This window comes from Bartonella doshiae NCTC 12862 = ATCC 700133, from assembly GCF_000278155.1.
Classification (GTDB): Bacteria; Pseudomonadota; Alphaproteobacteria; order Rhizobiales; family Rhizobiaceae; genus Bartonella; species Bartonella doshiae.
Map to the genome: position 1 here is coordinate 188,520 of NZ_JH725095.1, position 25,817 is coordinate 214,336.

At 40.0% G+C, this 25,817-nt stretch carries 21 protein-coding genes; 6 read left to right on the forward strand and 15 right to left on the reverse strand.

The features are described 5' to 3' along the window. Window positions 1-9: 9 nt before the first annotated feature. The 3 genes from MCS_RS03775 (at window position 10) to MCS_RS03785 (ending at window position 2,906) form a co-directional block, all read left to right on the forward strand. The gene (locus MCS_RS03775) at window positions 10-198 is read left to right on the forward strand and encodes a DUF4169 family protein (RefSeq protein WP_004855832.1); all 189 of its coding nucleotides are present in this window, start codon (window positions 10-12) and stop codon (window positions 196-198) included. A gap of 5 nt (window positions 199-203) precedes the next feature. After that, window positions 204-446 (forward strand): ribbon-helix-helix domain-containing protein, encoded by a 243-nt coding sequence (locus MCS_RS03780; RefSeq protein WP_004855833.1) that lies wholly within the window; start codon window positions 204-206, stop codon window positions 444-446. A gap of 123 nt (window positions 447-569) precedes the next feature. Beyond that, window positions 570-2,906: an ATP-dependent helicase gene (locus MCS_RS03785; RefSeq protein ID WP_004855834.1), complete on the forward strand. Its 2,337-nt coding sequence runs from the start codon at window positions 570-572 to the stop codon at window positions 2,904-2,906. 46 nt (window positions 2,907-2,952) lie between these two features. On the opposite strand, the gene MCS_RS08875 is transcribed toward MCS_RS03785, so the two are convergent. Beyond that, entirely contained in the window at window positions 2,953-3,213 is a 261-nt protein-coding gene (locus tag MCS_RS08875) for an LbetaH domain-containing protein (protein ID WP_342210404.1), read from the reverse strand. Window positions 3,214-3,683: 470 nt separating this feature from the next. Between MCS_RS08875 and MCS_RS03795 the strand changes: the two genes are divergently transcribed. Genes MCS_RS03795 through MCS_RS03805 form a run of 3 tightly spaced genes read left to right on the forward strand, consistent with a single transcriptional unit; the run spans window position 3,684 to window position 7,009 of the window. Further along, window positions 3,684-4,265 carry an SCO family protein gene (locus MCS_RS03795; protein ID WP_004855835.1) on the forward strand — a complete coding sequence of 194 codons (582 nt, stop codon included), beginning with the start codon at window positions 3,684-3,686 and terminating at the stop codon, window positions 4,263-4,265. A gap of 30 nt (window positions 4,266-4,295) precedes the next feature. Continuing rightward, on the forward strand, window positions 4,296-5,165 hold the full coding sequence (locus MCS_RS03800; RefSeq protein ID WP_004855836.1) for a 50S ribosomal protein L11 methyltransferase: 870 nt from the start codon (window positions 4,296-4,298) through the stop codon (window positions 5,163-5,165). Window positions 5,166-5,182: 17 nt separating this feature from the next. Next, window positions 5,183-7,009 carry an aminopeptidase P family protein gene (locus tag MCS_RS03805; RefSeq protein WP_004855838.1) on the forward strand — a complete coding sequence of 609 codons (1,827 nt, stop codon included), beginning with the start codon at window positions 5,183-5,185 and terminating at the stop codon, window positions 7,007-7,009. 297 nt (window positions 7,010-7,306) lie between these two features. Here MCS_RS03805 and ligA read toward each other — a convergent pair whose 3' ends face one another. The 14 genes from ligA to mraY all read right to left on the reverse strand — a co-directional run bounded on the left by ligA (window position 7,307) and on the right by mraY (window position 25,796). Further along, window positions 7,307-9,454, reverse strand: coding sequence for an NAD-dependent DNA ligase LigA (gene ligA / locus MCS_RS03810; RefSeq protein WP_004855839.1), 2,148 nt, complete (start codon window positions 9,452-9,454; stop codon window positions 7,307-7,309). 110 nt (window positions 9,455-9,564) lie between these two features. After that, entirely contained in the window at window positions 9,565-11,226 is a 1,662-nt protein-coding gene (gene recN / locus MCS_RS03815; protein WP_004855842.1) for a DNA repair protein RecN, read from the reverse strand. A 6-nt stretch (window positions 11,227-11,232) separates the two neighbouring features. Further along, the gene (locus tag MCS_RS03820; protein ID WP_004855843.1) at window positions 11,233-12,126 is read right to left on the reverse strand and encodes an outer membrane protein assembly factor BamD; all 894 of its coding nucleotides are present in this window, start codon (window positions 12,124-12,126) and stop codon (window positions 11,233-11,235) included. Between the two features lie 155 nt (window positions 12,127-12,281). Continuing rightward, entirely contained in the window at window positions 12,282-13,160 is an 879-nt protein-coding gene (gene lpxC, locus MCS_RS03825) for a UDP-3-O-acyl-N-acetylglucosamine deacetylase (protein ID WP_004855846.1), read from the reverse strand. A gap of 192 nt (window positions 13,161-13,352) precedes the next feature. Next, entirely contained in the window at window positions 13,353-15,119 is a 1,767-nt protein-coding gene (gene ftsZ, locus MCS_RS03830; RefSeq protein WP_004855848.1) for a cell division protein FtsZ, read from the reverse strand. 67 nt (window positions 15,120-15,186) lie between these two features. Beyond that, window positions 15,187-16,488, reverse strand: a complete 1,302-nt coding sequence (ftsA, locus tag MCS_RS03835; RefSeq protein WP_024864189.1) for a cell division protein FtsA — start codon at window positions 16,486-16,488, stop codon at window positions 15,187-15,189. Next, on the reverse strand, window positions 16,485-17,393 hold the full coding sequence (locus MCS_RS03840; RefSeq protein ID WP_004855850.1) for a cell division protein FtsQ/DivIB: 909 nt from the start codon (window positions 17,391-17,393) through the stop codon (window positions 16,485-16,487). The genes ftsA and MCS_RS03840 overlap by 4 nt, the downstream gene beginning before the upstream one ends. Continuing rightward, window positions 17,381-18,301: a D-alanine--D-alanine ligase gene (locus tag MCS_RS03845; RefSeq protein ID WP_004855853.1), complete on the reverse strand. Its 921-nt coding sequence runs from the start codon at window positions 18,299-18,301 to the stop codon at window positions 17,381-17,383. The genes MCS_RS03840 and MCS_RS03845 overlap by 13 nt, the downstream gene beginning before the upstream one ends. Before the next feature lie 239 nt (window positions 18,302-18,540). Next, entirely contained in the window at window positions 18,541-19,518 is a 978-nt protein-coding gene (murB, locus tag MCS_RS03850) for a UDP-N-acetylmuramate dehydrogenase (protein ID WP_004855854.1), read from the reverse strand. Next, entirely contained in the window at window positions 19,496-20,923 is a 1,428-nt protein-coding gene (gene murC / locus MCS_RS03855) for a UDP-N-acetylmuramate--L-alanine ligase (RefSeq protein WP_004855855.1), read from the reverse strand. Before murC ends, murB begins: the two co-directional genes overlap by 23 nt. Further along, a complete protein-coding gene (gene murG / locus MCS_RS03860; protein ID WP_004855857.1) occupies window positions 20,907-22,043 on the reverse strand; it encodes an undecaprenyldiphospho-muramoylpentapeptide beta-N-acetylglucosaminyltransferase in 1,137 nt (378 codons plus the stop codon). The genes murC and murG overlap by 17 nt, the downstream gene beginning before the upstream one ends. Continuing rightward, entirely contained in the window at window positions 22,040-23,191 is a 1,152-nt protein-coding gene (locus MCS_RS03865; protein ID WP_004855859.1) for an FtsW/RodA/SpoVE family cell cycle protein, read from the reverse strand. The genes murG and MCS_RS03865 overlap by 4 nt, the downstream gene beginning before the upstream one ends. A gap of 135 nt (window positions 23,192-23,326) precedes the next feature. Beyond that, window positions 23,327-24,721, reverse strand: a complete 1,395-nt coding sequence (murD, locus tag MCS_RS03870) for a UDP-N-acetylmuramoyl-L-alanine--D-glutamate ligase (RefSeq protein WP_004855860.1) — start codon at window positions 24,719-24,721, stop codon at window positions 23,327-23,329. Window positions 24,722-24,725: 4 nt separating this feature from the next. Beyond that, window positions 24,726-25,796 (reverse strand): phospho-N-acetylmuramoyl-pentapeptide-transferase, encoded by a 1,071-nt coding sequence (gene mraY / locus MCS_RS03875; protein ID WP_004855861.1) that lies wholly within the window; start codon window positions 25,794-25,796, stop codon window positions 24,726-24,728. Window positions 25,797-25,817: the final 21 nt, after the last annotated feature.

The window sequence follows — 25,817 nt, forward strand, 5'->3', positions numbered from 1 at the left end:
AATTTTCTCATGACTGAACTAATTAACCTCCGCCAATTTCGCAAACGAAAAAAGCGTACAGACCAAGCTATTCATGCAGAAGAGAATCGTTATCGCTTTGGAAGAACAAAAACTGAAAAACGCTTTGAACAAAAAGAAGCTTTAAAAGCTCATAAATTTCTTGATCAAAATCGCTTATTGAACAATGAACAAGAGTAGAAAAAATGCATATTATTGATTCTATTGATTGGTCAGAAGCAATTGTGCGTAAGATATCTGTTCGAATTGATGGACATGCAACAAGCGTATCTTTAGAACAACCGTTTCTGGATATTCTTAAAGCTGTTGCACACAAAAAAGGTCAATCTTTAGCCTTTCTTATCACTGATATTGATAGTAAAAGACCACAACAAATAAATCTTTCGGCTTCATTACGCGTTTATGCACTCCATAGTATTCTCAAGTAATCTTTAGTATTTTCTTTTTTTACAATCTCTATTCCCTTATTTAACTGAAGAGATTTTGGCTTTCTTGAAAAAAGTTTTTTTGACCTAGCGCTCAAATAAAAAAAATATTACACAAGGAATGTAATGAATAATTTTTCCGATCATATACCATTTTTTGACGACGAATCTTTTTCCCACAAGCATGAAGATAACTCTGGGGGAATACCCCATACTATAACAGAAAGAGAAAAAACACGTTGTGACTTCGACTATTTAAAAAAACTCAATCCAGAGCAACGACAAGCTGTGATAAACACTGAGGGACCTCTCTTAGTGCTCGCGGGTGCTGGAACTGGAAAAACGCGCGTTTTGACTACTCGTATTTCTCACATTTTGTGCTTAGGACTTGCCTCTTCTAAGCAGATATTAGCTGTTACTTTCACCAACAAAGCGGCGCACGAAATGAAAATACGGATAGGTGAGCTTATTGGTGAAACTGTTGAAGGCATGCCTTGGCTTGGCACCTTTCATTCCATCGGTGCAAAGATTTTGCGTCGGCACGCAGAACTGGTCAACTTAACAAGCAACTTTACAATTCTTGATAATGATGATGTCATTCGGCTTTTAAAGCAACTTATTCAAGCCGAAGGATTAGATGATAAACGCTGGCCAGCACGAAGTCTGGCAGTGATGATTGATTCTTGGAAAAATCAAGGGTTTTCACCTGAACGTATTTCAGAAAGTGAGGCCTATTCCTTTGGCAATGGCATGGGACGCAAATTTTACCGTGATTATCAAAACCGACTAAAAGATCTTAATGCGTGTGATTTTGGTGATCTCTTACTTCATTCTATCTTCATCTTTCAACACAATCCAGACATCCTTCGCAAATATCAATCTAAATTCCGCTATATTCTTGTAGACGAATACCAAGATACAAATACAGCACAACATCTTTGGCTTCGCCTTTTAGCACAAAATTCTGAAGAACAATCGGTCAATCTTTGTTGTGTTGGCGATGATGACCAATCCATTTATGGATGGCGTGGGGCAAAAGTTGATAACATCTTACGCTTTGAAAAAGATTTTCCTTCTGCAAAAATTATTCGTTTAGAGCGTAACTATCGCTCAACGACACATATTCTCAAAACCGCTGCTCATCTAATTTCTCATAATAAAGGAAGACTTGGCAAAACGCTTTTTTCTAATCAAACAAATATTCAGGAAGAAAAAGTAAAGATTCACAGAGCATGGGATTCTCAAGAGGAAGCGCGCGCAATCGGAGAAGAAATTGAACAAGCACAACAAGCTGGTTGTTCATTAAATCACATGGCAATATTGGTGCGCGCTTCATTCCAGACGCGTGAATTTGAAGATCGCTTTGTTGCCCTTGGTCTTAACTACCGCGTCATTGGCGGTCCACGTTTTTATGAACGAATGGAAATACGTGATGCCATGGCTTATTTGCGTGTTGTTGTTCAACCAGCTGATGATTTGGCCTTTGAACGCATTATCAACACCCCTAAGCGCGGACTAGGAGATGCAACACTACGGACCCTTTATGAAAGTGCACGGACACGTGCTATTCCTCTCTTTTCTGCTGCAGCTGAAATCATTGAAACGGATGAACTCAAACCCAAAGCACGCAGCGCTTTGCGCAACATTATTGAAGATTTTCGTCGCTGGCAAAATATGCTACAAAACACACCGCATAGAGAACTTGCTGAAACAATCCTTGATGATTCAGGCTATACAGCCATGTGGAAACAAGATCGTTCACCAGAAGCCCCAACACGGTTAGAAAATCTCAAAGAAATGATCCGCTCCATGGAACAATTTGAAAGTCTTCATAGCTTTTTAGAACATGTTGCATTGGTTATGGATACTGAAAATAATGAAAATATGGATGCGGTTAACATTATGACTCTTCATTCCGCCAAGGGGCTTGAGTTTGAAACAGTATTTCTTCCTGGTTGGGAAGAAGGTCTCTTCCCTCATCAGCGTTCCTTAGATGAAGGTGGAAATTCAGGATTAGAAGAAGAAAGACGATTAGCATACGTAGGACTGACAAGGGCAAAGAAACATCTACATATATGGTTTGTATCTAATAGAAGAGTTCATGGATTTTGGCAATCTGCGCCTCCATCCCGTTTTCTCAATGAATTACCAGGAGAACATATCGAAATAGTAGAAATGGAAACATCTTATGGTGCTTATGGTCAACCGCACTTTAAACAGTACCATCCCTTTGACAATGGTTACACTACACCGAGATGGAAGCATGCACAAAAAAATATTCAGGGAAAAGTTATTGCTCAATCAACTTCTGATACCTCATCAAATTTTTCAATCAATGATCGCGTTTTTCACATAAAATTTGGTTATGGTCGCATTTCAACAATAGACGATCATAAATTAACTATTATGTTTGAGAAAGCTGGAGAAAAGCGTGTACTCGATAATTTTGTAAGAAAAGTTTAACGCACATAAAACGAAATCACCGTTCACCTAAAAACCACTTTTCATGTTATTCTGAACTCTTTTTCCATTTGTGAATAAAGGATTTGATTAATAAATTTTGCATGTCCGGTAATGCATCATGAATTTTATCAAGAAGCCAATCCCACCAAACTATAAAAAAGAAGCTGAATTCCATTATCAGAAAACGCATCCGCAACCGCTTTGCAGAAACAACAGCATAAGACATAATATCTTGCGTTATAGCAACATTTGTACCAATAATTGCATCATACCCAATCAATATACAATGACAACACGTTTTACACAATGTCTTTCACAAAAGTGAGCTATCCAATGCCATATAACTAACAAGAATATTCGTTAGGACGATATGTATTTTATACGTTGAAAAGCATGCCATGGGATGCTCTCTAGCGCATTCACACATACATTGAGATGCAATAGAACAAAAATGTCCGATATCGCTATAAATAACCTCACTGTTACACTCAAAATAAGGAAAATTCCAAACGGTTATATCACGCAAAATCACTCGCTTATCGATTTCCACATAGCGTCCCATTTACAACCAGACAATCGCTCTGTTGTATGAATGCGGGATTCAACGCACGAAATCGGAAATCTTTCTGAATATTCATTCCTCTTCTACCAATTATTTTTCCATGAGTAATAAATGAGAAACATACCACCCAAGTGAATAAAACCAACCATGAAACAGAGATTGCAAAATATACCCATCAATGCTACAATTTCTGGATATTTTAAGAGAGTCAAATTATGAAAAATGTAATACGCATTTTGGGGCTAACAATCGTATTTCTTGCAGGTGTTTTTATTTATGATACATTGAAAAATAAGCCTTTAGGTGATAATTTCACGTTGATTGATTCTAATGGAAATACAATCACTGAAGTTGATATTCGGAGCAGACCTTCAATAATTTTCTTTGGCTTCACCATGTGCCCTGAGAGTTGCCCTACGACGCTGATCAATCTTGATCGATGGCTGACAGCCCTTGGTGCAAAGGCTGATAAATTAGGAGTGTGGTTTGTTACTGTTGACCCTGAACGTGACACGCCAGAAGTACTTCATGATTATCTCGGTAATTTTAGCAATAACATTATTGGTATTAGTGGAGATCCTGAAAAAGTTCATAAAATGGTAGATTCTTTTAACATCGTTGCTGAAAAAGTACCAGGAACAGATGGAAACTACACTTATGACCATACAGCCGCAATATTTTTACTCAAAAAGGGTGGAAAACTCGCCGGTGTTATTCCTTACGAAATCGAAAGAGATAACGATGAATTAAGAGATGAAATTGCCATTGAACGACTGAAAAAGCTGGTTTCAAACTAAATTTAAAAACTGATTTAAGAGAAAAACAGTATGTCACAGCAAATTCGTCTGTATTGTACTGCTTTAAAAAGCGAAGCAGAACAGTTATATGCTCTTGTAGAAACAGCCTTTGATGAAGAAGGATATCCTCTTGCTCTTACAGAAATAGATGAAAAAAGTGCCCTCTATGAGCTTTCGCTTTATGTAGATAAAGAAAACCAAGAGAATGCTTCCAAACGTTTTGCAAACATTCTCACCGTAGATCCTAATAAAATTAAGAGTGAAATTTTACCTGATATTGACTGGGTAAAAAAAAGCCTTGAAGGACTAATACCTATTCATTCAGGACCTTTTTTTCTTTATGGCAACCATAATAGAGAAAACATTCCACCTAATGTATTGCCCATTGAAATTGAAGCTAATCAAGCATTTGGTACAGGGCATCATGGAACAACAACCGGTTGCCTAGAAATGATTGCCAAAGTCGTGCAAAATGAAAATCCACAAAATGCCCTTGATCTTGGTACTGGCAGTGGGGTACTAGCCATTGGCATAGCAAAACTCAAACCTATTGCTATACTTGCATCCGATATTGACCCAATTGCTATTCAAGTCGCACAACACAATATCGAACTCAATGGCGTAAAAGAATATATTACAGCTGTTACCGCAACAGGTTTTGCCCATGATAAAATTGCATCGCGTGCACCCTTTGATCTCATTGTTGCCAATATCCTTGCTAATCCTCTCATTGAGCTTGCACAAGAAATGGCCCAGGCACTTCAAAAAGGTGGATCACTTATACTTTCTGGAATTCTTGAAGAACAACATACCTCTATATTGGAAGCTTATGTCAAACAAGGCCTACAACATATTGAAACATACCACCGTCAAGAATGGGTTACGATACATCTAAAATAAAAGAAAAGGACGTTGTTATGTATCAATCTTTTGAAGCGACAACAAATCCCGCTCATGCTCTTGAGCGTATTAGCTCTCTTCGTAAAGAACTCGATCGCCTCGGACTAGATGGCTTTCTTGTCCCGCGTGCAGATGAACATCAAGGAGAATATGTCCCCCCACATGCTCAACGCCTTAGCTGGCTTACAGGCTTTACTGGATCATCAGGTATCGCACTCATTTTAAAAAACAAAGCCATCATATTCACAGATGGGCGCTATAAACTCCAAGTTCGTCAACAAACTGATCCTGATATTTTTGAGTATGAAGATCTCGTAACTTACCCACCTTCACAGTGGCTTGAAAAAAATGGGCAAAAGCTTTCTATTGGCTTTGATCCATGGCTCCTCACCATTGCCACTATAGATACATTGAAAAATGCATTAGAAATGAAAGCAGGTGGGAAACTTATAACAGTTCAACAAAATCCTATTGATCTTATCTGGCATGATCAACCACCATTACCGCAATCTACCTTATCAGTTCATCCTCTCAAATATGCAGGATGTAATACCGATGAAAAGCTGTCTTTGATTCACCAAAATATCGAAAAAGCCAATGCAGATGCTTTTATTTTCACAGACCCCTCTTCTATTGCATGGACATTCAATATACGTGGCAATGATGTTTCCAACACACCTTTTGCCCTTTGTTTTGCTCTTATTCCCATCAAAGAAGCACCGGCCTTATTCATTAACAGCACAAAACTGGGTACAAAACAGAAACAATATCTGGAACGTTATGCAAAATTATATGAACCAGAACAGCTTATTCCAAAGATCAAAGAGTATGTTCAAAAGGGAACAATTTTTGCCTTAGATCCACGGCTAACGTGCGAAAAATTACGCACCACTATTGAAGAACAAGAAGGCTCTTTTATTACGCTTACTGATCCCGCTGCTTTACCACGTGCCATTAAAAATAGCACAGAACTAGACGGTGCGCGCAAAGCACACCTGCGCGATGGTGTAGCACTTACCCGCTTTTTTTCTTGGTTAGATAAACAAACACCATGCACAATAAGTGAAATTTCTGCTGCTCAAAAATTAGAAGAATTTCGCATAACAACAGCAAAAGAAATGGGAGAAAAACTTGAAGATCTGTCTTTTGATACAATCTCAGCAGCAGGTGCAAATGGTGCCATTGTTCATTATCGCGTGACGACTAAAACAAATAAATTATTGAAAGCTGGTGAACTTTATCTTGTTGATTCAGGTGGACAATATCGTGATGGCACCACAGATGTCACACGTACAATAGCAATTGGAAATATTGGAGAGGAAGAAAAGCGCTGCTTTACTCTTGTTCTCAAAGGCATGATTTCTCTTTCAACCGCGCGATTTCCAAAAGGTACACGCGGACAAGACATAGATGCTCTAGCACGCATTGCCTTATGGAAAACTGGTTTTGATTATGCTCATGGCACGGGCCATGGAGTTGGATCTTATCTCTCTGTTCATGAAGGTCCACAAAATCTTTCGCGCAATGGGTGCCAAGAACTCATTCCAGGAATGATTATTTCTAATGAACCTGGATATTATCGCAAAGGCGCTTTTGGTATTCGTATTGAAAATTTGATGATTGTGAAGCCAGCACAAAAAATTAACGGTGGGGATAGAGAAATGCTCTCTTTTGAAACGCTCACACATTGCCCTATTGATCGTCGATTAGTCCTTCCAGAGCTTTTGACACTGGAAGAGCAGCAATGGCTCAACGATTATCATGCACATGTTTATCAGGTTACTGCACCTTATTTAAATGAAGAAGATAAAAAATGGGCAAAAGAAGCAACAAAGCCTCTTTAAGTGAAGCAGCGTACAATTTTTACTCTTTCTATAATAAAACTCCCCCTTCTCTTTTTTAGAAAAATACAAAATTTTCATCAAAGAATATAAAAACAACTCCTTATACGAATAGTCGTATTTGGAATATTCACAAATCAAAACTCTTCGCAAAATAAGAGAAACCATAACAATCTCAAGAGAAGAAAGGGAATACAGTATTCCTCGTTCTAGCACATAAGCACAAACTATGCTTTACATAAGATAAATGATAATACTGGTGTATTCATCGTTCTTGAATGAAAAACCTTAAACGTAATGTCACGCAATCAGCTGCAACCAAGTTTCTTCATCTATAACCTCAACACCTAATTCTTGTGCTTTAACTAACTTCGAACCTGCCCCAACTCCAGCAACAAGAAGATCCGTTTTTTTAGAAAGAGAACCGGAAGTCTTTGCACCTAATCGTTCTGCCAATGCCTTTGCTTCATCGCGTGACATATGTGCCAAAGTTCCTGTAAAAACAATTATCTTTCCTGCTATTGGTGAAGAATCTATCATCACAAGTTCTTCATCAATAGGTATAACTTCCTTAAGCAAAACAGACAAAACCTCACGGTTATGCGCTTCCTGATAAAAATCAATAATTGCGCTCCCTACCTGTAATCCAATTCCCTCGATACTAGTAAGCTCTATCCAAGCCTCATTGCCTTGTTTATTTTCCTTATCACATGGCACAATCGCTGCCATCACAGCAGTCTCAAAAGCAACATAATTTTGATAGGTGCGCGCGAGACGGCGTGCATTAACCTCACCAACATGGCGAATACCTAATGCAAACAAAAAACGGCTTAAAGGAATTTTTCGGCGTGCATCAATGGCATCATAAAGTTTACGAACTGAAACAGTACCAAAACCATCCATATTTTCTAAACGCGTCAAAGATTTTTCTTGGCGCCGTTGTAAAGTAAAAATATCAGCTGGTGTATGAATACAAAGCGTTTCATCTTGAACATGGAAAAAAAACTCTACCTGTTTTTTCCCAAGTCCTTCAATATCAAAGGCATTGCGTGAAACAAAATGACGAATACGCTCAATTGCTTGTGCAGGACAAATAAGCCCACCAGTGCATCGACGCACAGCTTCACCTACTTCACGAACGGCATGACTCCCACACGCAGGGCATAAGTGAGGAAACACAAAAGCAGAAGCATCTTTTGGGCGCTTTGCAGAAACAATATCAACAATTTGAGGGATCACATCACCAGCACGTTGTACAATCACTGTATCGCCTACACGGATATCACGCCCTTCACGAATTGGCTCTCCTTTATGACCAATTCCCTTAATATAATCCTCATTATGCAAACTTGCATTAGTAATCACCACACCACCAACAGTAATAGGCGCAAGACGCGCAACAGGGGTTAATGCTCCAGTTCTTCCGACTTGAATATCAATGCCTTCCAAAAGAGCCATCGCTTTTTCTGCTGGAAATTTATGCGCGATTGCCCAACGTGGTGAACGAGAAACAAATCCCAAACGCGTCTGGAGCATCAAATCATTAACCTTATAAACAATCCCATCAATATCATAACTTAAAGAATGGCGGCATTCTTCGATATGATGATAATAGGAAATAATCTCTTCTAACGTCTTAAAAACTTTTGTTAATGGATTGATAATAAAACCATATTCTTTTAGCTTTTTTATCATCCTTATTTGGCTTTCTGCTGGCATTTCACTCACTTCACCCCAAGCATAAGCAAAAAATTTAAGCTTTCTACTTGCTGTTACCCGTGAATCAAGCTGTCGTAGCGAACCTGCAGCTGCATTCCTAGGATTAGCAAAAGCTAATTTTCCCTCCCCTTGTTGATTCATATTAAGCTCTTGGAAATCTTCGCGTCCCATATAAACTTCACCACGAACCTCAAGAATATTAGGAAAATTACCTTGCAATACTTTTGGAATATCAGAAATTGTCCGTGCATTCGCAGTGACATTTTCACCTACATATCCATCACCACGCGTTGCAGCCTGTACAAGCCTTCCTTTCTCATAACGCAAAGATAAAGATAAACCATCAATCTTCGGCTCAGCTGTTATTTCCAAAACTTGTGTTTCTGGAAGTCGTAAAAAACGACGAACGCGCTCAATAAATTCACTGACATCGTCAAAACTAAATGCATTATCAAGAGAAAGCATCGCCTGTGCATGAACAGATTTTTCAAACTTTTCAGAAATCGGTGCACCAACTCTATGTGAAGGAGAATCTTCACGAATAAGCTCTGGAAAGAGAGCTTCAATTTCTGCATTACGCCAACGAAGAGCATCATATTCTGCATCAGAAATTTCAGGCTGATCGTTAGTATTGTAAAGCAGATCGTGACGCGCAATCTCTTTTGCCAACCACTCCAATTCACTTTCGGCTTCAAGAACAGTGAGATTTTTTATTTCGTCCTTGTTCATAAAATCTATTCCACATGATGGGCTATGATCATAATAATCTCAACTATTTCTCACGAATAAAATCCAAATGAACACGTGCTCTCAGTATTTATATCGCTTATCAATTATTATTATGAAAGAAGTTTTTGAGCAGCTGCACGTGCTTCTTTCGTAATCTGTTCTCCTGCCAACATGCGGGCAATTTCTTCGGCACGCTCATGTTTTTCCATTTTATGAATCCCTGTAACAAAGCGACCTTTATCATTACTTTCAACCTTTGAAATAAGAAAATGGCTATGCGCTTTCGATGCGACCTGTGGTGCATGTGTAATCGCAAAAACCTGAACATTTTCTGATAAACGCTGCAATCGTTGCCCAATAGCAGCAGCAACAGCTCCACCCACTCCTGTATCAATTTCATCAAAGATCAATGTGGGAGCTGATCCACGATCAGACAAAACAACCTTTAATGCCAATAAAAAACGAGATAGTTCACCACCAGAAGCAACACTCAGCATTGGTCCAGCCCGTGTTCCAGGATTTGTCCGAACCCAATATTCAATACGATCTATTCCCTCAGCAGTTCGCTTTTCAGCATCACTCTGCATTTCAACGATAAATTCTGCCTTTTCCAATTTTAATGCTGGTAATTCAGCCATAACACTTTCCGACAAGTGGTGTGCTACTTCGCGACGTTTGTTTGACAATGTTTGTGCCAACATATCATATTTTTTCTGTGCTTCCCGTGCTTCTTCTTCAAAACGCATCAATATAGTCTGGGCGTTCTCAAAATCAGCAAGCTCAGCATCCATTTTATCACGCAATTGAAATAATTCATCCGCAGAAACCTGATATTTACGAACAAAACCACGAAGAGCAAACAAACGCTCTTCTATTCGTTCTAATTCACCGGTATCAAAATCCAACGCCTGCATTGCCGTTTCAATACCCTCTTGTGCTATTGCAAGTGCATGCAATGCATCATCAATAGATTTCACCACTGGCGTAACGAGCGCTTGCGCTTCAGGAATTTTCCGCTCCAAACGTCTCACCAAATTGGAAAGAACAGGAATTGGCGATTTTGGTCCACTTAAGAGATCATCAGCCTCCTTAATATCCATTGCTACTTTTTCTAATTTAAGCATATCAGCGCGACGCAAAGACAAAGTATCCTCTTCACCAACTTGAAAATCAAGCTTATTAAGTTCTTCTACACACGCACGAAGATAATCAGCTTCACGAATAGCGTTCTCTACTTTAAGACGCTGTTTTTGCAAACGCTCATCATATTCACGCCATGTCCGATAACAATGACGCAAATTTTCCACTTCATCTTCAAGTCCACCAAAGGCATCTAATAACTGGCGATGCGTAGCAACATCAACAAGCGCACGATCATCATGCTGTCCATGAATTTCAACCAACATACGACCAATATGACGCATTAAAGAAACACTAGCCACCTGATCATTGATAAAAACACGACTACGACCATCGCTTGATTGCACACGTCGTAAAATAATATCACCTTCATCATCCAGACCATTTTCACGGATAAGTTGGCGCGCAGAATGTGAAACAGGAACATCAAAAACAGCCACCACCTGCCCTTGCACGGCCCCATGACGCACAAGTGAAGCATCGCCACGCCCACCAAGAGCTAAAGATAAAGCATCAAGCAAAATAGACTTCCCAGCCCCGGTTTCTCCTGTTAAAATCGACAAGCCCGCTGTAAAATGAATATCGAGCGTTTCGATCAAAACAATATCGTGAATCGAAAGCTGTATCAGCATAGAAAATCAACGCGCCTTATTTTTATCACCACTCAAAGCATGTGATATCCAAGAAGATTTATGTTCATGCGGCGATATACTATTTTTCTGTAAGAGATTGTAAGAAAATTTATACCACTCACTTTTTGGATAATTACGTCCTAAAATAGCTGCTGCCGTCTGTGCTTCTTCGTTTAAGCCAAGAGCAAGATTAACCTCTGTTAAACGGAAAAGTGCTTCTTCGATTTGGTTTGTATCGGCATACTCTTCAACCACTGTACGAAATCTTCTACTTGCAGCGAGATAGCGACGACCTTCTTCATAATAACGACCAACCTGCATCTCTTTACCAGCTAGCTGCTCACGTCCAAGACGTATTTTATCTTTAGCATCCTTAACATATTCAGAATTCGGATAACGCTCCACAAGAAGTTGCATAGCAGCAATGGCGCGCTTAGTATCACGCTGATCCCGTGTAACATCAGAAATCCGACGAAAAGAAGAAAGACCAATAATATAATAGGCATAAGCGGAGTCATCTGCTCCCGGATAAAGGGTAATGTAACGCTGAGCCATACTTATGGCATCATCATACTTAGCCCGTTTATAATTTGTAAAAGCCCCCATTACCAAAGATTTACGCCCCCACTCAGTATAAGCATACTGTTTTTCAATCAAAGCAAACTTTTTTGATGCTTCGCTAAGTCGCCCACTTTCAAGATTCGCAAATGCTTGATTATACAAAACATCTGGTGGATCCATTTTCAAAACATATGCGGAAGGATCAAGGGTATTCTTCTCTTTAAATAAACAACCTGCTAATATACAAGTACCACCCAAAAGCATCACACCCAGTACTTTGCTTATAACGTTAGATTTTCTATACGCCATATTTCCGATACATACATGAGATTTTGTCATAATTTTTCTGGTCTCCAAAAAATATTACTTTATAGCAAAAGTTATTTATCAAAGGCCTTTATACCATATCACTTTCAAACCAGCCAACCAATTTAGCAATTAAGATCAACCATCCCCTTAAAAATCAAACAAATTGCAAAAAAATCTTCTCCACTTTAGCTATAAGTAGCTTTTTCATAACATGATTTATTTACCAAAATAGCTTTAACCAATTGCGAATTAATTCTATGTCCACTGCAATACGAACGAAATAGTCCAATAAAAGGTGCACCAAGCAAAGCAGTGTCACCAATTGCATCAAGCAACTTATGTCGAACACATTCATTCTCCCAATAAGGTCCATCTGGATTCATGATCTCATCATCAAAACCGATGATAAGAGAATTTTTCAACGAAGCACCTAACCCTTTTCCAGAACCCCATAATTGTTCCACGTCTTTGATAAAACCAAAAGTACGCGCACGTGACACATTATCTCGAAACCCTTGTGCAGTAAGGTCAAAATTAAAATGTTGCTTACCAATAGCAAAAGAAGGAAAAGAAATCGTTATATCAAAACGGCATCCATCAAACGGCAAAAACTCTGCAACGCCACTAGAATCTTCAACTCGCAACGGCTTTTTTATAATAAAATAAGAACGCAAAGCATTTTGCTGCACAATACCAACTTCTTCAAAACCTTGACAGTATTGCCACGACGATCCATCCAAAATAGGTATCTCATTACTTGAAACTTCAATAACAAGATTATCCAAGTTATAAGCAGCGATTGCAGCCATCAAATGCTCAATCGTTTCAACTCTTATGTCCCCGCATCCAAGCGCTGTTGATAATTTAGTCGCTCCTGTCTGCGATGCATGTGCTGGGAATATATGCTCTGTTCCATCCATACCCAAACGTTTAAAAACAATACCACATCCAACATCAGCTGGACAAACCTTCACAACAGACGGACAACCACTATGAACCCCATAGCCCTTAAATGTCACAGCCTTTTTAAGAGTAGACTGATATTTTTGTATCGGCTTCATCATATGATTCCATCAGAACCCTTTTTAATCTTATAAAACCATAAAAATCATATCTATAGCAAATAATAAACCCGCTATCATAAGCGGGTTTATAAAAAACAAAGAAGTTTTAAAAACGTAGGACATTTTACTGTAGAAAGCTTTTAAGCATCATGGGAAAAATGCTCAAAGCTCCTTCTAACTGATTTTTCTAATTTAATGTGCCTGACGACGCAAAAACGCTGGTATCTCCAACTGATCTTCTTCAGTAATAAAACTACGCTGATCTTGCGGCACATGAGGATGCAACTCACCAGAACGGCGTGGAACATAAACAGAAGCATCTGAAGAAAGCGTCTGAGAATCTTTATTATAAACATAATCTTCTTGCTGTTGAGAAGATCTTACAGCAGGTTCCAAACGGGCCTCAGGTTCAGCTTCCTCACGATATGTCAAACTTTGTTTTAAACGCTGCCAAAGATTGCGAGGACCTTGATCAGCAGAAGATGACCTCTCACTTTGTCCATAAGCAACAGGAGGAAAATCTTTTAACTCTGGCATACGCATCGGTGCTAAACGAGGCTGAACCTGTTGTACTTGCTTTTGCTGTACTTGCTTCTGTTCCACAACCCCTGTCATCTCATCAAGAACATGCGCTGTCGCCTCCATACTCACTGGCGCAGACATAGCTTGCGAAGAACTACGACTAACTTGCATACGCGGCGCATTGGACATCTGTCCATGTACGACACCCGCTCCATAAGAAGCAGTATTTACACTTCGTTGAGCAACAGCATCTGCAGGTTGTGCAAAAATTTGACTTTTGGGACGAAACTGTTCTTCTGTCGAGTTCCCCATTTCTATTTCAAGAGCTTCCATCACTTCTACCATTGACTCAGAACGCAATGGAGATGATTGAGGATGAAAAGAGGTTGGAGGTGTTCCAGGATCACTTTTACGAATTGAAGCGGCAGGTCTTTGAAATTTAGAATGAGAAGTTTGCCCCACATCACTAACTTCACGATCGATACCCGTTGCAACCACGGATACACGAATAACTCCCTCTAGTGACTCATCATCAATGGCACCAAAGATAACGTTTGCATCCGCATCCACTTCTTCACGAATACGATTAGCCGCTTCATCCACTTCAAAGAGAGTCATATCACGACCACCGGTAATAGAAATCAGAAGACCGCGAGCACCACGCATAGAAGTATCATCCAATAGCGGATTTGCAATAGCAGCTTCAGCAGCATTTAAAGCACGCCCTTCACCAGACGCTTCACCCGTTCCCATCATTGCACGGCCCATTTCATGCATCACAGAACGAACATCAGCAAAATCAAGGTTAATGAGCCCTTCTTTAATCATGAGATCCGTAATAGAAGCAACACCAGAATAAAGCACTTGGTCAGCCATAGCAAAAGCATCAGCGAATGTTGTTTTTTCATCCGCAATACGGAAAAGATTCTGATTTGGAATCACAATTAATGTATCAACAGACTTTTGTAATTCTTCAATACCAGCCTCTGCCGTTTTCATACGACGGGCACCCTCAAACTGAAATGGTTTTGTCACAACACCAACAGTCAAAATACCTTTTTCACGAGCCGCGCGAGCAACAACAGGTGCAGCCCCCGTTCCGGTACCTCCACCCATACCAGCAGTAATAAAAACCATATGGGAATCTGCTAGATGATCAATAATTTCATCAATACATTCCTCAGCAGCCGCTTGCCCAACTTCCGGTAGAGCCCCCGCGCCTAAACCTTCTGTAACTGCAGCTCCAAGCTGAATGATACGCTCAGCTTTTGACATAGCCAAAGCCTGTGCATCTGTATTTGCAACAACAAAATCAACTCCCTGAAGACCAGCATTAATCATATTATTCACGGCATTCCCACCACCACCGCCAACACCAAAAACGGTAATGCGTGGCTTCAATTCCGCGATATCTGGCCGATGCAGATTAATCGTCATTTTCTTTTCCTTCTCATAAGACATCGCAAGCCAAAGCGATGAAATTTAACTTCCTGTACAGACCTACTTAAAAACTCTCACGCAACCACTGACCAACACGCTGAAGATATCCACGCGTACCAGTCGATAAATGTTTCACTGCAGATTGCATGGTTTTTTCTTCAAACCCCACTAATTGCGGATAAATTAACAATCCAACAGCAGATGTAAACGCCGCCCCTTTTGCAAGAGAAGGAAGCCTAGAAATACCTAAAGGCCGCCCTATACGAACATTTCTTCCCAAAATAGTACGTGCCATTTCTGGCAACCCTGTTAACTGGCTTGCCCCCCCAGTCACAATAACACGCTTACCAATAATGTGACCAAAACCAGAACGATTCAAACAATCCCGCACCATCTCTAATATTTCTTCAACACGTGCACGAATGATACGACTGAGAACAGCACGCGGATATTGAATTTCACGACGCTCATTTCCAATTTCTGCCACATTAATCATATGTCTATCATCAGAACTTGTCAGAAGCGCAGAACCATAGAGAACCTTTAAACGTTCTGCCTCTGTAAGCGACATAGAGAATCCCCGTGCAACATCAAGAGTCACATGATGCCCACCAACCGCAAGTGCATCCGCATGGATAAATTTCCCATCAGAAAATACGGAAAATGTTGTTGTTCCGCCACCAAAATCGATACATGCAGCTCCTAAATGTGCCTCATCATTCATTAAAACAGCAAGACCGCTAGCAAAAGGAGTTGCAACCATCGCTTCAACGCTCAAATGCGCACGATTAATACAAGTTTCTAAATTACGTAACGATGCTGTTTCTGCTGTTAAAACATGTACATCTACACCAAATAACTCTCCAACCATTCCAATAGGATCAGAAATTCCCTTATCTCCATCCAATACATAAGAGATAGGAATGGAATGTACAACATGACGCTCCGCATCAAAAGCTTTGCGCGAAACATCTGCAAATGCCATACGTACATCACGCGTTGTAACTTCACGGCCATCCAAATGTACTGCACCATTAATAAGAGCACTTTGTAATCGGCTTGAGGAAAAATTCACAATCACCGAATCCACAACCAAACCAGCCATTTTTTCTGCCGCGTCAACAGCTAACCTTATGGATTGTTCTGCTGCAAACATATCCATCACAACACCGGATTTAATACCGCGTGAACATTGCACTCCAAAACCTAAAATTTCCATAGAGTGCGTACGACCATGTAAATAGTGCGCACGCTTCAAAGGACGTAGACATGCAATAAGACAAACAATCTTGCTTGACCCAACATCAAGAACCGTCAAAAAACGCGTCTTACGCGCCCCCATATGATGCGATCCAAGCAACATCATAGGCCTCCTACCTTTTGCGCTTTTAAAATACGCTCTTCTTCAGCCACAGCAGCACGACGTTGTTTCAACGCTTCATCCGACAACAATACCGTAATTCGATCAGAAAGACGCAAATCAATCCGCAAAACATCACGTGAAAAAAGTTCTTGTGCAGTTCCTGATTTAACAAGAGATGCAAGCCTTTCGAGCGCACCATTTTCAGGCAACATAACACGCACACCATTATCCAAGATAAGATCCCAACGCCGATCACCTACACGCATAAAAGCATGAACACGACTATACAATTTGGGATAAGCTGAAAGCGCTTGAATAAACACTTTGGCAGAATTTTGCACACCCCGACCAACCACAAGAGGCAGATTTCGAACGACTCCTCCTTGAAAAGGCACAATGACACGCCCTGTATGATCAATAATATCCACTATACCATCATGTTGCCAAACAGCATATGGTTCACGCTCTACAATAGAGACATGCACTTGGTTTGGATAAATTTTTTGAACAGTAGCAGACTGAACCCAAGCTTGCTGTTCTAGAATAGAACGCGCTCTATCAACATTAAAAGTAAATATGGAAGGAGTAGTATTAAGCCCCAAAAGATTCAAAACATCTTGTTTTACCAAGTGTTTATTGCCACGCACATTGACATTGGTGATTACAAAACCAATATCTGATATCACAGTTTTTATCATACTCTCCAAACGACCACTCGATGAAATCCCATAAAGCAGTGTGACAAAGAAAAGAAACAAAACCGCGAAAGAACCAAAATGACGAGGAATATGAATACGTATAAAGAAAAACGCAAACATAAACCGAAGAAAGCGACGATAAAAACGTGGCAAAGCTGGCACTGATAGTACCATCGGAACATTTGTATTATTAATATTTAACGCATACACGACGCGTCCTCCACCAACCACTGAACAATATCGCCATAAGTACGACCACTCACTTTCGCAATATCAGGGAAAAGAGACGTCGATGTCATACCAGGTTGAGTATTAATCTCAAGCCAAACTAACTCTCCCGCTTCCTCATCAAAACGAAAATCAGAACGACTAACACCTCGACAACCTATCGCTTGATGTGCCGCTAAAGACATTCTTTGCACCTTTTGGTAAATATTTGATGAAAGTTGCGCAGGACAAATGTGAAGAGAGCCACCAGATTTATATTTTGAGTCATAATCATAAAATTGAAAGCACGAATCAGGAAGAATTTCACAAACATCCAACGCCTCATTTCCCAAAACCGCACAAGTAAGTTCACGACCAGGAATATATTTTTCAACAATCACATCATCTGCATAAACCCACTCTGCTCCTACAACAGTAAGAGGTGGTGCAGGATCATGCTCATCCACAATCACAACACCAAAACTCGATCCTTCACACACCGGTTTAATCACATAAGGAGGCTCCATAGGATGAGAGCGTCCAACAGCAAAGCGGCTCATGACAAGAGAAGGAGCAACAGAAACACCAACACTTGCAACAACAATTTTTGCACGCCCTTTATCCATTGCCAGTGCTGATGCCATTACTCCAGAATGCGTATAAGGAATTTTCAAATATTCAAGCAGCCCCTGAATACGACCATCCTCACCAAATGGCCCATGCAATGCGTTAAAAGCAATATCAGGCTGCAATTGTTCAAGAACAGAAGCAATATGACCATCAACATCCACACGACTAACACGATATCCCTGCGCTTCAAGAACATCAGCACAAGCAGTACCTGAAGATAAACTTACAGACCGTTCAGAAGAGAATCCTCCCATCAATACAGCTATATGCTCATCTTTCATAACAGCTTACCCTCCTTTGTACGCTATATATAGACTACAAAAAACCACCAACACCATATACAGAAAAAACTAAGATTTATTCTTGCGAATCAATAGCCTAGCATTTACTCTAATGAATCAGACTCAGCCCTCTGACGCAAGAGTTTCTTTGTTAATTTATTGATTCTTAATAGATTTTTTCATTATCTCTTTGAAATGACTCAATTTTTTATTGTCATTTTTTTGTGGCATTCAATAAATTAATTAAATGGGTCGAAAAAGAAAACACTACGGCCTTGTTCAAATTGACCTATACGCTGTATTTCCCACTGTAACAGATGCGCCGAATGAGCAAAAACACGAGCACGCACTGCTTCACCCAATGCCTCAAGATCATAACCCGTTGCTTGTCCTGTATTAATCATAAAATTACAGTGCATTTCACTCATTTGTGCACCACCAATTCGTAAACCACGACATCCAGCTTCATCAATAACACGCCATGCAGAAATACTTTCAGGATTACGAAAAGTTGACCCACCTGTCTTCTCACGAATAGGTTGCACACTTTCCCGATGAAAAGCAACTTCATCCATAGCTGCTTGAATATCATCTTTATCTCTTGGCTGTCCTTCCAACAAAGCAGCAGTAAAAATGAAATTTTCAGGAACATCACAATGACGATAAGAATAATGCATATCCTCTACATTCAAAACATGACGTTGTCCTTTACGATCAAGGGCATAAACCTCAATAACACACGCCGCCGTTTCAATACCATTAGCTCCCGCATTCATTTTAAGTGCTCCTCCAAGACCACCAGGAATACCATGATAAAAATGAAATCCTGCAATCCCAGCCTTTAAAGCAGCCGCAGCTAAATGTTTATCCGCTGTAGCAGCACCAACTAAAAAGCGCTTTGGAGAAACTTGCTGTATTTGCCCAAAACCTTTTGCCGAAAGACGAATAACAACGCCAGGAATTCCCCCATCACGAACCAAAAGATTAGAACCGATCCCCACAATTGTTACTGGTACAAATTCAGGTAAATTCTGAAGAAAAAAAGCTAAATCAGCTTCATCAGCAGGCTGATAAAAAAGCTCTGCTCGTCCACCAGTACGAAACCACGTCACCTTAGACATATCAACATTAGGTGTAAGTTTGCCTTTTACCCCACTTAATACCGGTTGCAATTGCGCCAATAGCGCCTCACCATCAATGAACTGAAAATTTACCATTGTTATCAAATTCCGCCAATTGGTGAGGCAACGCACAAGCCCATTGTGTGATATTGCCAGCACCAAGAAAAACAACATAATCACCAGACTTAGCAAATGCAGAAACCAGCGAAACAACATCTTCTAAACAATGAATCAAACGTACATCACGATGACCTGCCATTTGAATATGCTCCACCAATTCTTTCGCACCAAAACCAGAAATTGGCTCTTCACCAGCTGCATAAACTGGTGCAATCAACACTGTATCGGCATCATTAAAACAAGCAGCAAAATCATCAAATAAATGACACAGACGCGAATAACGATGAGGTTGCGCAACAGCAATCACGCGCCCTTTTGCACTCTCACGCGCTGCGCGTAAAACAGCTTTTATTTCAACAGGATGATGACCATAATCATCAAATATTTCAACACCGTGCCAACTTCCTATTTGCGTAAAACGCCGTTTTACTCCACCAAAATTCGCTAAGCCCTTTTTGATAGATTCATTTGAAATTCCAAGCTCATGAGCAATAGCAATTGCCGCAGTTGCGTTCGAAACGTTATGCTGTCCTGACATTGGTAAAATTAAATTTTTCAATTCAGTTTCTCGTCCTGTCTTACGCGAACGAATAAGAACATCAAAATGTGTTTTTTGACCATCCATCAAAAGATTTAAAAAACGAACATCAGCTTGTGGATTTTTACCATAAGTAATCACCCAACGATCATCAATACGACTTGCCAACGACTGCACTTCTGGATGATCAAGACATAAAACAGCAAAACCATAAAAAGGAACATTTTCCACAAATTGTCGAAAGGCCTCACGCACAGCACCAAAACTACCGTAATGATCCAAATGCTCCGCATCAATGTTGGTAACAACAGCGATATCCGCAGGCAACTTTAAAAATGTTCCATCACTTTCATCCGCTTCAACAATCATCCAGTCACCATCTCCCATACGCGCATTCGTACCATAAGCATTGATGATACCACCATTAATTACTGTTGGATCCAAACGACCAGCATCAAGAAGCGCTGCGACCATTGATGTAGTTGTTGTTTTGCCATGCGTACCACCGACAGCAATTGCTCGACGAAATCGCATAAGCTCAGCAAGCATTTCTGCTCGTCTCACAATCGGTAAATGCCTTTCTTTTGCAGCTATATATTCAGGGTTTGTTTTTTTTATAGCAGTGGAAATCACAACAACCTCTGCCTTCCCTAAATTTTCACCATCATGACCTATATAAACGTGAATCCCTTTACTTCGTAAGCGTTCAACATTTGCATTATTAGCCTGATCTGACCCTTGAACTTTATAACCAAGATTATAAAAAACCTCAGCAATTCCGCTCATACCAATCCCACCGATTCCAACAAAATGGATAAGGCCTATATTAAGCGGCATTTTCATCAAAAAACTCCTCTTGAATGTCTAATGGATACCGTCCCGCAATTAATGCTTCAGTCATATCAGCAAGACGAATGGTTGCATGAGGTTGCCCAACCTTTTTTGCAGCCAACGCTTGTGTTTCCAATACATGCGGTTCAGTACAAGCTTTTGTTATGAGAGAAGCAAGTCTTTGCGCATTTAAATCTTTTTCTTGTACAATTTGCGCACCTCCCACACTAGCAAGCCGTGCAGCATTCGCAGCTTGATCATGATCTAAAGCGTAAGGATAAGGGATAAGCAAAGCGGGCCGACCAATTATAGCTATTTCACAAACAGATGAGGCTCCAGCACGTGACAAAATAAAATGAGCATGCGCCATACGTTCAGCCATATCATCAAAAAAAGAGGCAACTTCCGCTTGTACGCCCATATCACGATAGATTTTCATCAACCCTACAGCATCATCACGAACCTGCTGAACAATTCGCAAACGTTGACGGTTTTTATTATCAAGCAAAGCAATTGCTTTAGGTACAATTCGTGAAAAAGAAGAAGCCCCTTGACTCCCACCAAAAACTAAAAAATGAAACGGTTCTTCAGAAAATGAGGGAGAATAAGAAACTTCTGCTGCTTTGAGAACAGCCTCACGTACAGGATTACCCGTCAAAACTATTTTATGAGCATAATAACCTGTAGGCGACAACAAACCACCTGCTATTGCACGTACAAAAATTGCCAATGCCCGATTGGCTCGCCCCATAACAGCATTTTGCTCATGAATAAATGTAACACGCCTTGTTAAAGAGGCAACAAAAAGAGGAGGAAAAGTAGGATAACCACCAAATCCACCAACAAGAACAGGACGCAGTTTATAAAAAAGTGTCAACGACTGCCCCATTCCTTTCAACAATGCCCAAAACGTTTTAACCATTGCTAAAGGGTGACGTTGTGCAAATGTTGCCGAAGAAAGAACATGCGTATGCTCTTCATCAAAGCAACGCACAAAACAATGAGCCCTTTTATCTGTTACTAAATGAACATCATATCCACGCCGCCTTAATTCAATAGCAAGTGCTTCCGCAGGAAAAAGATGTCCTCCTGTCCCACCAGCAACCAGAACGATAACTTTTTTATGAGTCATAAATTGGTATCCAAAACAGAAGATGAAGAAAAAGCTGAAAGACGTGCTTCTGGCCAACGACGTGTTAAACTAAGCAAAATACCCATTGAAAGTGCAATTGCCACCATAGAGGAACCACCATAAGAAATAAATGGCAACGTCATACCTTTTGGAGGAATTAAATGGAGATTAACCGCCATATTAATTGCGGATTGAAAGCCAATCATCATCGCGATGCCAGTAATACCAAGACGTGTAAATGAATCACGCGTATTCAACGCTATATACAATGAGCGCATGACAATAAAGCCAAAAAGCATCATGATCAATAAACAGAGTATAATGCCATATTCTTCAGCAGCAACAGAAAACACAAAATCTGTATGACTATCAGGAATAATACGTTTCACCGTTCCCTCGCCTGGACCTCGTCCAAACCAACCACCATTCAAAATAGCTTCACGCCCTACATCTACTTGAAAGGTATTGCCTTCACCTGTCAAAAAGCCATCGATCCGTTCACGCACATGATGAAGGAAAAGGTATGCTAAAACACTTCCTAGAACGCCTAAGATAAGAAATAACAAAATAATAGAAAGAGGCATACCAGCAACAAAAAACAAACCACCCCATGTTGCACTCATTAAAAGCGTTTGACCAATATCAGGCTGTAGAACGAGAAGCACACTACAAAAAACATAAAGTATAGTCGCTAACGTATGACCGGGAATCCCTTTACGCCCCACTTGTTCTGAAAATAGCCAAGCCGATATCACCACGAAAGCAGGCTTCATAAACTCCGAAGCCTGTACAGAAATACCAAACAAAGGAATCCACCGACGTGCTCCTTTTAATTCTGGACCCCAAAATAAGGTTGCAACCATAAGGACAAGCGTCACGATAAGCAAAAGAGCACATAAACGGCGAATATTACGAAGCGAGAAAAAAGAAATCGTAACCATCACAAAAAATGCTGGAATACTAAAAATGATATGCCACCGAACAAAATAAAAGCTATCCGCAATTCCGATTTTTTTTGCAATAGTAGGGCTCGCAGCAAAAGACAACATGATGCCAATACCCATGAGAATCAAACAAGCAGCAAAGATAGAACGATCAATTGTCCACCACCAATTCGCAATAGGATCTCTATCTGCACGCGTAATCATTATATTTACTTCACCTTTTTCATAATTCTGCTCAAAGTGATATGGTTCCCTTTTTTTTAATAAGCACTTCAAAAACTGAATTACACAAAAAAAGATTCCGGAATATTAACGGAAAAGTATTTTTTTAATTCATGCTCATTTTAACTGCTTAACAAGAGAAATAAATTCTTCTCCACGCATTTCATAATTTTTAAACTGATCATAGCTTGCACAAGCGGGTGAAAAGAGGACCACAACCTCTTTTGCCTTACAATACATTGCATCAGCAGCAGCTTCATGCACTGCATTTTCCAAAGTTAAGCTCATAGAAAAAGGAAAAGCAGATTCAATAACGCCAGCAAATTCTTCCGCCGCAGTCCCAATCAAATAAGCCTTGTGAATTTTATGGAAAAAGCTTCTAAGAGAATTAATTCCACCTTTTTTTGCCTGCCCTCCAACAATCCAAAAAATATCATTAAAAGCAGAAAGTGCAGGAGCTGATGCATCTGCATTTGTAGCCTTGCTATCATTGATAAACAAAACCGCCCCTATTTTACGCACCTGCTGCATACGATGCGCTAACCCTTTATAACTTGCTAAATGCTTTCCTATATATGGATCAGTCATTTTTAAAGCATGCAATGTTGCTAATGCCATAAGAACATTTTGCGCATTATGACTACCACGCAATGCCGGTGCATAAGCGAGATCTGCAAGCATCTGACGCTGCCCGTAGCGAACAGAAAAAAGCTTAGTTCCATCCGCATAAAAACCATTTTCAACAAAATGTTCTTTGGAAATTGCTTCAACTGGACGCCCTTCACGAACCAATTGTTGATATAAATCCTGACAAGGCGCATCATCAACAGAAATAAAGGTATGAGCAGCTCCTGCAACTAAACGCCTTTTAGCTTGCATATAATAAGCAAAGCTACCATGGCGATCAATATGATCAGGCGTCAAATTCAATAAAAGACCAACTGTTGGCTGAAGTGATGGTGTAAGATCAATCTGAAACGATGAACATTCAATCACATAAATACGTTTCTTAACAAATGGCTTAAGCGCCAATATTGCAGTACCAATATTTCCTCCCATTTGTACATCATAGCCCATCTGTTCCAAAAGATGGGAAAGTAAAGCAGTCGTTGTCGACTTTCCATTTGTACCCGTAACAGCAACAAACGGTATATCCTGATCGCAAAAACCATGATGCTGTAAAAAATGATTACGTGAACGAACAAATAATTCAATATCACCGATAATTTCTATATCTTTTTGACGTGCCTTCTCAACAACCCAATGGGGTTGAGGATAAGTCAAAGGAATTCCAGGCGCTAAAATCAATGCAGCAAATTCTGACCAATCCTCATACCGAAGATCTTTGGTTGGAATATTTTGCCGAAAAGCTACTTGCACACTAGAAGCATTATCATCCCATGCAACCACTTTTGCACCACCACTAATCAATGCTTGCGCAGCCGCTAATCCTGATCGCCCTAATCCAAACAGAGCAACTTTTTGCCCCTTATAACACGTAACAGAAATCACACTTTCACCGCAATTTAAGTGTTGAAAGCCCAATCAGAGCAAGAACAATAGAAATAATCCAAAAGCGTATCACGATTTGGCTTTCAGTCCAGCCTTTTTTCTCAAAATGATGGTGAATTGGCGCCATAAGGAACACGCGCTTTCTTGTTAATTTGAAATAACCAACTTGAATAACAACCGAGAATCCCTCCAAAACAAAAAGTCCACCAATAAGAGCTAAAACAATTTCATGCTTGGTTGCTACAGCGACAATCCCCAGGAGACCACCAAGCGCCAAAGAACCAGTATCTCCCATAAAAATAGCCGCTGGAGGTGCATTAAACCATAAAAAACCAAGACCAGCACCAACAACAGTTCCCAATAGAACAGCCAACTCTCCCGTTCCTGAGACATAATGGATTTGTAAATAATCAGCAAAATTTATATTACCAGAAAGATAAGCAATCAGAGCAAAAGAAAGAGCAACAACCATCACGGGAACGATAGCAAGCCCATCAAGACCATCAGTCAAATTAACTGCATTACCAGTTCCCACCACCACAAAAGCGGAAAAAGGAATGAAAAACCAACTCAAATTGATGAAATAATCTTTCATGAAAGGCAAAGCTAAACCAGGTGAGCCAACTTGTAAGAGAATAAAAGCAGCAATACCGGCAATAAAAAATTCTAAGCTTAACCGTGCTTTAGCGGAAAAACCCTTTTCCGTTTGTTTTGTGACCTTCAGATAATCATCATAAAAACCAATTGCTCCAAAAGAAAGCATAACAAACAACGAGACCCAGAAATAAATATTCGATAAATTACACCATAAAAGCGCCGATACCACTATCCCGGTTAAAATCATCAATCCGCCCATAGTAGGCGTGCCAGCCTTTTTAAAATGCGTTTGAGGACCATCAGCACGAATTGGCTGCCCTTTTCCTTGCCGTAATTTAAGAGAAGCAATGATACTAGGACCAAACAAAAATACAATGAGCCCCGATGTGAGCATAGCTGCTATAGTACGAAAAGTAATGTAACGAAAAACATTGACGCCTGGAAGCCAATCACTAAGCAAAGAAAAAAACAGCATCATAGCAATAAAAAACCTATTAAA

Bases quoted from the DNA above. Each gene is read 5' to 3' on its own strand.
- MCS_RS03775 (WP_004855832.1), top strand. From the start codon at position 10: ATGACTGAACTAATTAACCTCCGCCAATTTCGCAAACGAAAAAAGCGT.
- MCS_RS03780 (WP_004855833.1), top strand. From the start codon at position 204: ATGCATATTATTGATTCTATTGATTGGTCAGAAGCAATTGTGCGTAAG.
- MCS_RS03785 (WP_004855834.1), top strand. From the start codon at position 570: ATGAATAATTTTTCCGATCATATACCATTTTTTGACGACGAATCTTTT.
- MCS_RS03795 (WP_004855835.1), top strand. From the start codon at position 3,684: ATGAAAAATGTAATACGCATTTTGGGGCTAACAATCGTATTTCTTGCA.
- MCS_RS03800 (WP_004855836.1), top strand. From the start codon at position 4,296: ATGTCACAGCAAATTCGTCTGTATTGTACTGCTTTAAAAAGCGAAGCA.
- MCS_RS03805 (WP_004855838.1), top strand. From the start codon at position 5,183: ATGTATCAATCTTTTGAAGCGACAACAAATCCCGCTCATGCTCTTGAG.
- ligA (WP_004855839.1), bottom strand. From the start codon at position 9,454: ATGAACAAGGACGAAATAAAAAATCTCACTGTTCTTGAAGCCGAAAGT.
- recN (WP_004855842.1), bottom strand. From the start codon at position 11,226: ATGCTGATACAGCTTTCGATTCACGATATTGTTTTGATCGAAACGCTC.
- MCS_RS03820 (WP_004855843.1), bottom strand. From the start codon at position 12,126: ATGACAAAATCTCATGTATGTATCGGAAATATGGCGTATAGAAAATCT.
- lpxC (WP_004855846.1), bottom strand. From the start codon at position 13,160: ATGATGAAGCCGATACAAAAATATCAGTCTACTCTTAAAAAGGCTGTG.
- ftsZ (WP_004855848.1), bottom strand. From the start codon at position 15,119: ATGACGATTAATCTGCATCGGCCAGATATCGCGGAATTGAAGCCACGC.
- ftsA (WP_024864189.1), bottom strand. From the start codon at position 16,488: ATGATGTTGCTTGGATCGCATCATATGGGGGCGCGTAAGACGCGTTTT.
- MCS_RS03845 (WP_004855853.1), bottom strand. From the start codon at position 18,301: ATGAAAGATGAGCATATAGCTGTATTGATGGGAGGATTCTCTTCTGAA.
- murB (WP_004855854.1), bottom strand. From the start codon at position 19,518: ATGGTAAATTTTCAGTTCATTGATGGTGAGGCGCTATTGGCGCAATTG.
- murC (WP_004855855.1), bottom strand. From the start codon at position 20,923: ATGAAAATGCCGCTTAATATAGGCCTTATCCATTTTGTTGGAATCGGT.
- murG (WP_004855857.1), bottom strand. From the start codon at position 22,043: ATGACTCATAAAAAAGTTATCGTTCTGGTTGCTGGTGGGACAGGAGGA.
- MCS_RS03865 (WP_004855859.1), bottom strand. From the start codon at position 23,191: ATGATTACGCGTGCAGATAGAGATCCTATTGCGAATTGGTGGTGGACA.
- mraY (WP_004855861.1), bottom strand. From the start codon at position 25,796: ATGATGCTGTTTTTTTCTTTGCTTAGTGATTGGCTTCCAGGCGTCAAT.